Origin of the sequence: Klebsiella oxytoca NBRC 105695 (genome assembly GCF_001598695.1) — a bacterium.
Taxonomy (GTDB): Bacteria; Pseudomonadota; Gammaproteobacteria; order Enterobacterales; family Enterobacteriaceae; genus Klebsiella; species Klebsiella oxytoca.
The window spans coordinates 198,297-211,036 of the sequence record NZ_BCZK01000007.1 but is presented as its reverse complement, the minus strand read 5'-3'; the positions used below and the strand labels follow the sequence as shown (position 1 = coordinate 211,036).

10 protein-coding genes, 1 tRNA gene and 1 pseudogene are annotated in these 12,740 nt (G+C 51.7%); 5 read left to right on the top strand and 7 right to left on the bottom strand.

Translation table 11 applies throughout. The features are described 5' to 3' along the window. Positions 1-9: 9 nt before the first annotated feature. Together tkt and KO1_RS14410 are read right to left on the bottom strand one after the other, a co-directional pair. Complete coding sequence (gene tkt / locus KO1_RS14415; RefSeq protein WP_004105531.1) at positions 10-2,004, bottom strand: transketolase; 1,995 nt, start codon at positions 2,002-2,004, stop codon at positions 10-12. Continuing rightward, positions 2,005-2,670, bottom strand: coding sequence for an HAD-IA family hydrolase (locus KO1_RS14410; RefSeq protein ID WP_024191304.1), 666 nt, complete (start codon positions 2,668-2,670; stop codon positions 2,005-2,007). A gap of 362 nt (positions 2,671-3,032) precedes the next feature. On the opposite strand from KO1_RS14410, the gene ptsP reads away from it, so the two are divergent. The 5 genes from ptsP to tal all read left to right on the top strand — a co-directional run bounded on the left by ptsP (position 3,033) and on the right by tal (position 9,493). Next, entirely contained in the window at positions 3,033-5,543 is a 2,511-nt protein-coding gene (gene ptsP / locus KO1_RS14405) for a phosphoenolpyruvate--protein phosphotransferase (protein WP_004105536.1), read from the top strand. 60 nt (positions 5,544-5,603) lie between these two features. Next, positions 5,604-5,924: a PTS fructose transporter subunit IIB gene (locus KO1_RS14400; protein WP_001515335.1), complete on the top strand. Its 321-nt coding sequence runs from the start codon at positions 5,604-5,606 to the stop codon at positions 5,922-5,924. A 167-nt stretch (positions 5,925-6,091) separates the two neighbouring features. After that, on the top strand, positions 6,092-7,195 hold the full coding sequence (locus KO1_RS14395) for a PTS fructose transporter subunit IIC (RefSeq protein ID WP_001515336.1): 1,104 nt from the start codon (positions 6,092-6,094) through the stop codon (positions 7,193-7,195). 9 nt (positions 7,196-7,204) lie between these two features. After that, positions 7,205-8,458 carry a class II D-tagatose-bisphosphate aldolase non-catalytic subunit gene (locus tag KO1_RS14390; RefSeq protein WP_001515338.1) on the top strand — a complete coding sequence of 418 codons (1,254 nt, stop codon included), beginning with the start codon at positions 7,205-7,207 and terminating at the stop codon, positions 8,456-8,458. 84 nt (positions 8,459-8,542) lie between these two features. Continuing rightward, positions 8,543-9,493: a transaldolase gene (tal, locus tag KO1_RS14385; protein WP_001515339.1), complete on the top strand. Its 951-nt coding sequence runs from the start codon at positions 8,543-8,545 to the stop codon at positions 9,491-9,493. 68 nt (positions 9,494-9,561) lie between these two features. Here the strand turns inward: tal and KO1_RS14380 are convergent, their stop codons facing one another. The 5 genes and pseudogenes from KO1_RS14380 to KO1_RS14365 all read right to left on the bottom strand — a co-directional run bounded on the left by KO1_RS14380 (position 9,562) and on the right by KO1_RS14365 (position 12,576). After that, positions 9,562-10,455: a LysR family transcriptional regulator gene (locus KO1_RS14380; protein WP_023321608.1), complete on the bottom strand. Its 894-nt coding sequence runs from the start codon at positions 10,453-10,455 to the stop codon at positions 9,562-9,564. 17 nt (positions 10,456-10,472) lie between these two features. Further along, a pseudogene (locus KO1_RS28930) lies at positions 10,473-10,547 on the bottom strand (Arm DNA-binding domain-containing protein); the annotation flags it as partial. A gap of 163 nt (positions 10,548-10,710) precedes the next feature. Then, positions 10,711-10,784: transfer RNA gene (locus tag KO1_RS14375), tRNA-Gly, on the bottom strand. 80 nt (positions 10,785-10,864) lie between these two features. After that, positions 10,865-11,590 (bottom strand): amidase activator ActS, encoded by a 726-nt coding sequence (actS, locus tag KO1_RS14370; RefSeq protein ID WP_004105542.1) that lies wholly within the window; start codon positions 11,588-11,590, stop codon positions 10,865-10,867. Between the two features lie 89 nt (positions 11,591-11,679). Beyond that, on the bottom strand, positions 11,680-12,576 hold the full coding sequence (locus KO1_RS14365; protein WP_016809684.1) for a LysR family transcriptional regulator: 897 nt from the start codon (positions 12,574-12,576) through the stop codon (positions 11,680-11,682). Between the last annotated feature and the right edge of the window lie 164 nt (positions 12,577-12,740).

Here is a 12,740-nt window from a genome sequence, read left to right as displayed (position 1 = left end):
CGTTAAAGGTTAAGCCAGAAGCGCTTTTGCCTGCTGCAACACCACCTCAACGGTAATGCCAAACTCCTGATAAAGCTGTTCCGCCGGGGCGGACTCGCCGTAGGTCTGCATACCGATAATCGCGCCATTCAGCCCGACATATTTAAACCAGTAATCCGCGATCCCCGCTTCCACGGCAATACGCGCAGAAACCGCCTGCGGCAACACCGCTTCACGATACGCCGCATCCTGCTTGTCGAAGACATCGGTGGACGGCATGGAGACCACCCGTGCCTTCACACCTTCAGCCGTCAGTTGCTGCCATGCGGCTACCGCCAGCTCCACCTCCGAGCCGGTCGAGATAAGGATCAGCTGCGGTTGCCCCTCGCAATTCTTCAGAACATAGCCGCCGCGCGCGATATCCTGCACCTGCTGCCAGGTCCGTTCCTGCTGGGTCAGGTTTTGCCGGGAAAAAATGAGCGCAGTCGGACCGTCCTGTCGCTCAACACCATATTTCCACGCCACCGCCGATTCAACCTGATCGCAGGGACGCCAGGTGCTGAGGTTCGGCGTCATGCGTAGTGAGGCAATCTGCTCGACCGGCTGATGGGTCGGGCCATCTTCGCCCAGGCCAATGGAGTCATGGGTATAAACCATCACCTGACGCTGCTTCATCAGCGCCGCCATGCGCACCGCGTTGCGTGCGTATTCGACAAACATCAGGAACGTCGAGGTGTACGGCAGGAAGCCACCGTGCAGCGCAATACCGTTGGCGATAGCGGTCATACCGAACTCACGCACGCCGTAGTGAATGTAGTTCCCGGCGCTGTCTTCGTTAATCGCTTTAGAGCCGGACCACAAGGTCAGGTTCGATGGAGCCAGATCCGCAGATCCGCCGAGGAATTCCGGCAACAGCGGACCAAAGGCTTCAATCGCATTCTGCGACGCTTTACGGCTGGCGATTTTCGCCGGTTTGGCCTGCAATTTTTCAATAAACGCCTGCGCCTTGCTGGCAAAATCTGCAGGCAGTTGCCCATTCACCCGACGGGTAAATTCATCTGCCAGCTCGGGGAACGCTTTCGCGTATGTGGCAAACTGCTGGTTCCACGCAGCCTCCTTAGCCTGCCCTGATTTGCGGGCGTCCCACTGCGAAGCTATCTCAGTGGGGATAACAAACGGTGGATACGGCCAATCCAGCGCTTCACGCGTTGCCGCCACTTCAGCCTCGCCCAGCGGCGCGCCGTGGACATCATGAGTACCCGCTTTATGCGGAGAGCCAAAACCAATCACCGTTTTGCAGATAATTAACGTCGGCATGGTGGTAATCGACTTTGCAACATCAATCGCGGCACGGATGGATTCAGGATCATGCCCATCGACTCCGCGTACCACATGCCAGCCGTAAGCCTCAAAGCGTTTGGCGGTGTCGTCGGTGAACCATCCCTCGACGTGACCATCGATAGAGATGCCGTTATCGTCGTAGAACGCCACCAGCTTACCGAGCTTCAGCGTCCCGGCCAGGGAGCAAACTTCATGAGAAATTCCCTCCATCATGCAACCGTCGCCCATAAAGGTATATGTGAAGTGATCGACAATGTCGTGGCCCGGGCGGTTAAATTGCGCCGCGAGAGTTTTCTCGGCGATAGCCATGCCGACCGCATTGGCTATCCCCTGCCCCAGCGGCCCGGTGGTGGTTTCGATGCCCGCGGTGTAACCCACTTCCGGGTGCCCCGGCGTTTTCGAATGCAGCTGACGGAAGTTTTTCAGCTCATCAATCGGCAAATCGTAGCCGGTAAGGTGCAGCAGGCTGTAGAGCAGCATTGAGCCGTGACCGTTGGAGAGTACAAAACGGTCGCGGTTGGCCCACGCGGGGTTATTCGGGTTATGGTTGAGAAAATCCCGCCACAGGACTTCGGCAATATCCGCCATTCCCATCGGTGCGCCCGGATGACCGGAATTTGCCCGCTGAACGGCATCGACACTCAGCATACGGATGGCATTGGCCAGGGTTTTTCGTGATGACATTTAAAACTCCCTCTGAATCTTAAGTAAAAAATCTGCCTCGCCCTTGCGCGTTACGCGCAGGTCGAGGTAGTTATCAATGGTTTTCCAGGTATCGATATCGTGAACTACAGACTGGCGGGTCAGGACTTCAACCACCACGCACCCTGCCTGGGTGGCAGAAAGCAGACCGGCAGTGGAGTCTTCAAAAGCGAGGCAATTAGCGGGAGAAAGACCGAGTCGGGCTGCACCCGTCAGGAACGGCTCCGGATGCGGCTTGCCATGATGAATATCTTCGCTGGTCACCAGCACCGGCGGAACGGGGAAACCGGCTTGTCGGATCCGTGCTGAGGCAACCTTCAGCGACCCGGAAGTCACAATGGCCCAAGGGACCTGCAACTGCTCAAGCTGGCGGAGAAAATCAACAGCCCCGTTAACCGCAGTGATGCCGTCAGTATTGCTCGCTTCAAACTCTTCCAGCGCGAGAAATTCGTCGATGATGATCTGTTCGCTGGCATCGGGCATAAAGTGGCGCAGCGTACTCAAAGCGGGTTTACCGTGGAGATAATGGCATACCGCCCTCGGATCCAGCTCTTTTGTAGTGGCCCATAAACGCCAGGAGGCCTCAACGAAATCCAGCGAGTTCACCAGCGTCCCGTCTAAATCCAGTAATATTCCACGAAAATGCATCGTAATTACCACAACGAAATAAATAGAGTGTGTATTATTTTGTACTCCATTACCCATGACCATTGAATAGAAAGAAAGTCACTTTAATAGCAATTACGTGACCACTGCTCACCCGTTAATAATAGTACGGCTGCCATCACAATTACTTAAATCATCTCGCAATACACACATCACAGTAATTCTATATAATTTCATGACCTCGATCACAAAATAATAATCAGGCTTTTTTATTCAAGCAAAGGTCACTTTTTTTCTATTCAAAGCTAGCTGAGAACGATGAAGGATATAAAACATGAAAGGCAGGCACTCAAACCTGCAGAAAAAATTAATTAGCCAGGGCTAAAAGATTATCGGGAGCAATGATGTCACAGATAATTACGTATCAATGTGAGCTGAAGGATGGTATTCACGCCAGACCGGCGGGACATATCGAACGATTGTGTAATACCTTTCAATCTGAGGTGTGCTGGAATAATATTCGCAGCGGCATTCAGGGTAATGGTAAAAGCGCTCTCTCGATTGTCGCCACCGATACCTTACTCAACGACGCCTGTGAAATTACCATCAGCGGTAAAGATGCTGCAAACGCGGCTCAGCAGCTGAGTGCGCTGCTTAAAAAACTGCCCTCCTTCGAGGTTAGCCATGCAGATGAAGCCGCAGTGCCTGCGGGTTATCTCCCGCGTTCGCTGCGGGAGACTCAGCTCAGTTTTATTCAGGGTTCACGCATCAGCGGCGGTGTTGCCATTGCCAAACCCGTTCGTATTCAGAGTCTGTCTCTGGACGAAATGCTGGCGCGTAACCCGGGCGGTGAGTATTCCACGGAGCATCAGCAGCGTATTTTTCTGGCGGGTTTAGAGGCGCTTAAGCAAGAGAAGCAGGCTGCGCTGGAAATTAAAAAAGGCGTTGAACACGATATTTTACAGGCGCATTTTTCCATTATCACCGATGCGACCTTTCAAAGCCATATCTCCTCGGCGATTTCCGGTGGTGACAATACCTGGGATGCGGTGATTAAAGCTGCAATGGAATTCTGTGAAATTCTTACTCGCTCATCAAGCAAATACATTAAAGAGCGGACCCTGGATGTTCTCGATATTACCGGACAATTACTTTCTGCGATCTATGGCCCGGGTATATTACCGCAGAACAGTCTTGAATTAACGCAACCATCGATTATTCTGGCCAACAGTCTGACACCAAGCCAGTTTCTCGGGATCAATAAAGAGTTTCTTGCCGGGATGGTATTATCCGCCACGGGTAAAACGTCGCACACCGCTATCCTTGCACGTTCGCTCGGTATCCCGACTCTGACAGATATTGATTTTTCGACCCTACAGCTGAATGCAGACATGGACATTATTATCGATGGCAATCCGGGTATTTTAATTATCGCACCGGATGAGAAAGTTCTGCGCTATTACCAGAATGAAATTGCCGTTCAGCAGAGTATGCAGCAGCAAATGCTGGCTAACGTCTATCAGGCAGCAACCACCAGCGATCATCATAGCGTTGAGATAGCCGCCAATATTGCCAGCCTGGCGGAAGCCGAGGCAGCCTTCAGTAACGGCGCTGAAGGCATCGGACTATTTCGTACCGAAATGTCATTCATGGACCGCGAATCCGCACCGGACTACCACGAACTGGCTGAGCTCTACAGCCAGGTGATACAGGTTGCACAAGGGAAGCCGGTTATCTTCCGCACCTTCGACATTGGCGGTGATAAGCCTGTCGACTATATGAGCATCGGCGAAGAAGAAAACCCGTTTCTCGGCTTCCGGGCGGTGCGAACTTATCCGCGTTATCGCGACCTTTTCGCCATGCAGCTCAAGGCTATCCTCAGCGCCTCGGCTTTTGGCGATGCCAAAATCATGATCCCGATGATCGCCAACGTTGATGAAGTTATCTGGTGCCGTGAAGTCCTCGAAGAGGTCAAAAGTACGATGCGTGATGAAGGGCTGGCATTCAACGACAGCATCTCGCTCGGCGTGATGCTGGAGATCCCCTCCGTTATCTTCGCGATTAGTGAAATAGCGGAATACGCAGATTTCTTCAGCGTGGGCAGCAACGACCTGACGCAGTACTTTTTTGCCGCCGACCGTGGAAATACGCAGGTTGAGGCGGTATACGATAACTATGCTCCGGCATTCCTGCGCGCCATGCAGTATGCCGCCGCCGAAGTCCACCGCGCGGGCAAGTGGATAGGTATCTGCGGAGAGCTGGGTGCCAGCAAAGATTTTCTGCCGCTGTTCGTTGGCATGGGCTTTGACGAACTCAGCATGAGTGGCACCTCTATTCCGGGTGTAAAACATGCGCTGCGGGAGCTGAGTTTTGCCAAATGCCAGGGGCTGGTACAGGATATTGTGGCGTTAAAACGTTCCGCTGATGTCAAAGTCGCGCTGAGTTCACCGGACGTAAAAGCGGTCAGCAAAAAGCCGATCCTCGCTCCAGAGTTTATTCTCTGCGGACTACAGGCCAGCGATAAAAACGAAGTTATCAAAAAGATGACCGACAATCTGTGGCTGCACCATCGCACCGATAATCGGGATCAATTAACCGATGATATCTGGGCCCGCGAAGACTCATTCTCCACCGCCGTGGGCTATGGCTTCGCCATTCCGCACACCAAGTCAGACCATATTCACTACTCCACCATCAGTATGGCAACCCTTGCGTCGCCCATTATGTGGGGCGATCAGGAAGTCGAAACCGTATTCATGCTGACGGTGAGTAAATCCGCCGACCCTAATGAGCATATGAAATATTTCTCCACGCTTGCCCGAAAGCTAATGAAAGAGGATTTCCGCAATGAAATAAAACAGGCCGAAAACGTCAACGTACTCTACAACCTGATGGCCAATACTTTGGCCGTATGAAATCAGGATTTATTAAGCAATGTTTAAAACCACAGCCAAATAAAAAATCAGGAGTCACTCATGAAGATTGTCGGAGTCGCAGCATGCATTACCGGTGTCGCCCACACCTATATGGCACAGGAAGCTATCGAGCAGGAGTGCAAAAAAAGAGGTTATGACGTCAAGGTCGAAACTCAGGGCGGCATGGGAATTGAAAATGAATTAAGCGAAGATGAGATTGCCGAAGCGGACGTGGTTATTCTGGCGATTGCTATTGGTATAGAAGGCGTCGAGCGTTTTGAAGAAAAAGAAGACGCCGGACTGGTTATTTCGCTGAACCCGGCAGAAGTGGTTCGCGATCCAGCAGCGATTATTGACCGGGCTGAAAAACTGGTGCAATAAAACAACCCACCGGTCCTTATTTACTTTCGACATTCGGTACCGGTGAATAATAACGTTAATTAAATTTCTGCGAACTCTTTATTTAAATTACGACGCAAACGCGTCCGGGGATGATTGTGCCTGAATATCGCAGTCATCATAAAAATAAAGGGTCCTGGAGGATGAAAATGTCGGAAAAAATGAAAGTCATCAAGGATGATTTAGTTAAAGCATTCAGTACCGGGGTGTCATATATGATGCCGGTGGTGGTGGTCGGCGGTATCTGCCTGGCACTCTCCTTGATTGGGGGTGAGCCGGTCGCGGGTAAAGGCATGGTGGTGACCAACCCATTCTTATTAAACCTCGGCGCTATCGGCAGCGCGGGCCTCGGAATGATGATCCCGGTGCTGGCGGCTTATATCTCCTACTCTATCGCCGGTAAACCGGGGCTGACTCCGGGTTTAATCACCGGTTTTATGGCCAGCACGCCGCTGGGCGCAGATCACGTGGTAACCGGTTTTCTGGGGGCGATGCTGCTCGGTATTCTCAGCGGCTACGTGGCTAAATGGGTAAAAGGCTGGAAAGTCGGTAAGGTGCTGATGCCGGTTATGCCGATCATGATTATTCCTATCGTCTCAAGCGTCATCGTCGGCATGCTCTATCTGTATGTACTGATTGGACCCATCGGTTTTGCCATGAAATGGCTGGTTTCCATGCTCTCCCATATGCAGGGAAGCAGTGGACTGGTACTTGGTCTGATTGTCGGTGCCATGGCAGCCTTTGATATGGGTGGCCCGGTAAATAAAACCGCAACGGCATTTACTCTCGCATTAATGGCTGAAGGTATTTATGGTCCTAACGGCGCTTACCGTGTTGCCTGCGCTATTCCGCCACTGGGCATTGCTCTCTCTACTTTTATTTCACCACGTAAATGGGCTGAAGATGAAAGACGAATGGGAACCTCTGCTGCCTTTATGGGGTTAATTGGCATTACCGAGGGCGCCATTCCTTTCGCCGTTAAAAACCTGAAGACCGTTCTGCCATCAATAATTATCGGCAGCGCTGTCGGTGCTGGCCTGGCAATGGTTCACGGCGTTGAATCTATGGTTCCCCACGGCGGGTTAATTGCTATCGCAGGCGTCAATAAAGCACCTGTATGGTATGCCATCGATATGGTTATCGGCGTTATTGTCACCGCAATCTGCCTATATATTCTGCGCCCCAACATAAGCGAGCCGGTAAAAAAAGAGTCGGCTAAAAAAACAATCACTTCTGATATGAATAAAGTCTGAGGAGTCATCATGAAAAACACAATGAAACAGTACGTCGATTATATTGTTAACGGTGGAAAATCAACAATGCTGGGAATTGGCCCCATGTCTCCGGCATTAATTCAGGCCTGTTTTGAGCTGGGTAAAGAAAAAGACCTGCCGCTGATGTTTATTGCCAGCCGCAACCAGGTTGATGCAGATGAGTTTGGCGCGGGTTACGTTAACAACTGGGATCAATTTCGCTTTGCCGCCGACCTGAAAGCGATGGCGGAAAAAGTCGGCTTCGACGGTGATTACTTCCTCTGTCGTGACCATGGTGGCCCATGGCAGCGTGATAAAGAACGTAAAGACCATATTCCGGAAGCCGAAGCGATGGCGCTAGCGCGCCGCTCTTATCAGGTAGATATGGACGCCGGTTTCGACCTGTTGCATATCGACCCGACAAAAGACCCGTATGTCGTCGGTAAAGTCATTGATATCGAACTGGTGCTGAGTCGTACCGTTGAGCTGATCCGCTTCTGCGAAGAGTACCGTAAGGCAAATAACCTGAAGGAGTTCTTCTATGAAGTCGGAACTGAAGAGACCAATGGCGGCCTGACCGACGTCAGCGCCTATGAAGGGTTTATTATTGAGCTGAATAAGCGTCTTGCTGCCGAATCGCTACCGCAGCCGCTGTTTATCGTTGGTCAGACCGGTACCCTGACCCGCCTGACCAAAAACGTTGGCCATTTTAACGATAAGCAGTCCGCAGAGCTTTCGGCTATCAGCACCCGTCACGGCGTCGGTCTGAAAGAGCATAATGGTGACTATCTTCCGGATGAGATCCTGTTGAAACATCCAGGTCTGGGCATCACGGCAATGAACGTCGCCCCAGCCTACGGCACCATTGAAACCCGCGCTTATCTGAAGCTGGCGGAAGTCGAGAAAGATCTGGCAGCGAAAGGCTTTATCAAGTCAGCATCTGATTTAAAAACCGTCCTGACCCGCGAGTGCGTGCTGAGCCACAAATGGGAAAAATGGATGACCGATGAGCACAAAAATAAGTCCGAGGAACAGATCTTTAACGAGCCGGAATTGTTGAAAGAGATTCTCGAACTCAGCGGCCACTACAACTACGAAAAACCAGCGGTAGTCAAAGAGATGCAGACCATGTTTGCTAATCTGAAGTCGTTTGGTGTCGAACCCGAGCGTTATGTGGTTAATAAAATTAAAGATATGATCCAGAACGAAGCAGAGTGCTTCAATATGCCAGGCCTGACCACCCGCGTCGCGCAGGCAAAATAACCACCTATCCAGCTTAGCAATAAGGAGCGGGCTCTGGCCCCTCCTTGCTATTTGCTGCCCAATTATGAAATACAGGTTTATGCCATGAATCAGCTTGAACAACTAAAGCAGCGAACCACAATTGTTGCCGACAGCGGGGATATTGACAGCATTATGGCTTACCAGCCTGAAGATGCGACCACCAACCCTTCGCTTATTTATAAAGCGGCGCAGCTTCCGCAATACCAGAAACTGGTGAAAGATGCCGTCGCGGCGGTGAAGTCCCGCCAGAATGGAAAGCCGGTACAGCCTGCGGATATTGCCGATTACCTGGCGGTGAGTATCGGGGTGCTGATCCTGAAAAACGTTCCGGGTCGTATTTCAACTGAAGTGGATGCTCGCCTCTCGTTTGATACCCAGGCCAGTATTGCTAAAGCGCGGGAAATTATTGCACTGTATGAAGAGAAAGGTATTGGTAAAGATCGGGTTTTGATTAAGCTTGCTGCCACCTGGCAAGGGATCCGTGCCGCAGAAACGCTGGAAAAAGAGGGTATCCAGTGTAACCTCACGCTACTGTTCTCCTTTGCCCAGGCCAGAGCCTGTGCCGATGCCAATGTTTTCCTGATTTCCCCGTTTGTGGGCCGTATCTACGACTGGTACAAGAAAAACAACCCTGATACCACCTTCACCGTCGAGAACGATCCGGGTGTCGAATCAGTGCAGAAGATCTATCGCTTTTATAAAATGCACGGCTACCGCACCGTGGTGATGGGGGCCAGTTTCCGTACGCCGGAACAGGTGCTGGCGCTTAACGGATGCGATCGTCTGACCGTTTCCCCGGCGTTGCTGGCGCAGTTGCAGCAAACTCAGGGGGCGGTACCAATGCCGCTGACGTATGAAGGTGAAATCCAGGCGAAGCCCACAGCGATGACCGAGGCTGAGTTCTACTGGGCTCATAATCAGGATGCGATGGCAGTGGAAAAGCTCGCCGAAGGTATTCGCCTGTTTGCCGTGGACCAGAACAGTCTTGAGGCACTGCTGAGTCAATATCTGTAAGCTCCCCTTGCAAATATCCTATGCAGGTAGTTGATTCTTAGACGGGTCCGCAGTAAATATCGGACCCATTATTCCACGTAGCGAAGTGCATCGATCATCAGCGCAAAAGCGGGCGGATGCTGCTTACGGCTCGGGTAGTAAAGATAGTATCCGGGGAAAGATGGGCACCAGTCCTGCAGAACCTGAATAAGCTCTCCTGACTTTATATAATCCTGCACCCTGTCTTCAGGTATACAGGCGATGCCAAAACCGGATAACGCCGCATCAATTCGTTCCGCCTGCAGATTAAACGTAACCTGCCCTTCCACTCTAACCCGTAACGGCTTCCCATCCTTCTCAAACTCCCAGTGGTAAAGCCCACCGGCTGTCGGCAGGCGCATATTGATACACCGATGATTTTGCAGCTCGTGCGGCGTTTCAGGTGCAGGATTTGCAGCGAAATAAGACGGCGCTCCTACCACAGCCATTCTCATGTCCGGCCCAATTCTTACCGCAATCATGTCCTTATCCACGCTTTCGCCCAGGCGGATCCCGGCGTCAAAACGCCCCTCAACAATATCGACAAAGCCGTTATCCACCACCAGTTCGAGATTAATTTCCGGATATTCCCTGAGGAAGGGTTTTAGCTTCGGCCATACCAGACTTCGCACGGCATGCTCCCCGGCAGATAAACGGATATTGCCAGAGGCGGTGCCGTTCAGTTGAACCAGCGATTCTAGCTCCTGCTCGAGATCGGCAATACGCGGTTCAAGGCAGGCAATAATTCTCTCACCGGCTTCTGTAGGGGCAACGCTTCGGGTCGTACGGGTCAGAAGGCGTATATTCAGCCTTTCCTCCAGGGCCTTCATCGCGTGGCTGAGTGCAGACTGAGAAACGCCCAGTTTACCCGCCGCTTTGGTGAAACTTCGCTCCCTTGCTACTACAAGAAAGATTTGCAGTTCGTTGAAATTTTCTTTGAGCATCGGCGATTTCCTTAAAAACCAACGCTATCGGCCAGTTTCCAAGGGTTCTCTTTGGGTTTAGCAGTTTCAACCTGACGAGCAGTCAGCTTCATTGGGGTACCTCTCAGCAGGGGGTACAATTATACCCCCATCCATACCCCCACATTGAGCTTGACCCTGGGGGAGTACAATTGAGTTCAATAGACTAATAGAATGCTATAACTGCTGATTTATCAAGGGAAAATTGAGTTGAGTGGACTTCAGGAGACTTGAGTCTGGAGCGGGCGAAGGGAATCGAACCCTCGTATAGAGCTTGGGAAGCTCTCGTTCTACCATTGAACTACGCCCGCGAGGAGGTGCGAGGGTCATTATAGACCTTACGCACCCGCTGACAAGCCCATAACAGGCTAACTGTCGATAAAATAACCTTTTAGCACTTAGGCTTACTGCCCTGCGGCGGCAAATAGCGCAGCGGGTCGATCGCCGTCGCCCGGTAGCGAATCTGGAAGTGCAGGCGCACGGAATCCGCATCCGAGCTGCCCATGGTGGCAATCTGCTGGCCGATCTTCACACTCTGGCCGTTATTCACCATCAGCTTGTCGTTGTGTGCATAGGCGCTGATATAGTCCTCATTATGTTTAATCATAATCAGGTTGCCGTAGCCGCGCAGCTGGTTACCCACGTACACCACTTTGCCCGCCCCTGCCGCATACACCGGCTGGCCGCGCTTACCGGCAATATCGATACCTTTATTGCCGCCATCGCTGGTGGAGTACGGCAGTATAACTTTGCCGCTGGTCGGCCAGCGCCAGCAGCGTTGCCCGACCGGCGGCCAGGAGGATTGCGGCACCGCCGAAGATGGCGTCACGGCAGCGGTGCGCTTCGCGGAGGATTTCTTGCCGGATGCCCCCGCCTTCGCCGTGGCCCCTGAACCACTGTTCAGCTTCAGCTTTTGCCCAACCTCGATGGTATAGGGAGGTGAAATATTGTTGAGACGGGCGAGATCCCTGACGCTGGTGCCAGTGGAACGTGAAATAGCGTACAGCGTGTCGCCGCGCTTCACGGTGTAGGTGGACCCGGAATCGGATGAGCTGGAACACCCCGCGACGATCAGGCTGCTCAGCAACATTATTGCAATAACAAAGCGTTTTCTCATCAGGCGTCCTGCGCTTAACACGTACATTCACCTCTCAACCAGAGGCGATTATCATACCAGTCCCTAAGGCAATCCCCAATCGCTACCCTTCATACAGAAGTATTAAACGGATAGCCATGCGTAATAATATCCATCAACGCGGGCAGATAAGGCATAGACGGCAATTTTACCAGCGCCGGGTAGAATATTTGCGGCGAGGGGAAAACATCGACCACGTAGCACTGGTTAAGCTTATCAGCATCCACTTCAGAAGAAGGTAGCAGCGTCGCAGCCTGCAGTCCGGACTCCAGCCAGTCGAGAATTACGCCCGGCTGCGTAATGTGCATAATCACCTTCGCGTTGACCCCGGACTTACGAAACAGCTCCATTAGCATCTCGTAAGTCCCTGAATCTTTTGCTCTATGAAGTAATACCAGCGGCAGCGCCGCCAGCGATGTGTAGCTATACGGATTAGACGGCGGCTCCGGCAGGCAGCTTTTATTGATCACCGCGACCAGCTTAATCGGGTCAAAAGAGACATAATCAAAGCCTTCGCTACGGTAGGGGCGCTGGATTAAGGCTAAATCAATTGCGCCCTCGGTTAATAACGTTTCGAGATGGCTGGAGTCAGTAACGGAAATATTTATGGAAGTGTCGGGATGACGTCGATATACCTCCATCAGCAATGCTTTAAAATAATTCTGATAGAGATGAGTTAAGCCGATTCTCAATTCAGTTCTGTTTTTGTGCGCAATATCCGTCGTTTCCCGCGCCGTATCCTCTACCTGGCGTAATATTTCACACGCTTTTCGATAGAGAAAAAAACCGGCTTCCGTAGGCTCAATGCGGTTTCCCCGGCGAACAAAAAGCGATACCTGAAGCTCCTCTTCCAGCTCCTGAATTCGCTTGCTGAGCGGCGGCTGCGCCATGTTCAGCGACTTCGCCGCCTGGCTCACCGAACCTTGTTCCACCACCCGACAAAAATAGCGTAAGCGCTTTAAATCCATCATCATTATCCGCAGTGTAATTTATCACCAGTATCACACTTAGCCGGAGAAATAAAAAGCCGCAGCGTTGCTCCTCATATTAATTAATCATTATTTAACACCTTGTTAAAATAAACTTTTTTGATCTACTGACCATCCGGTAAACGGTATTTGTTTATCCGCGC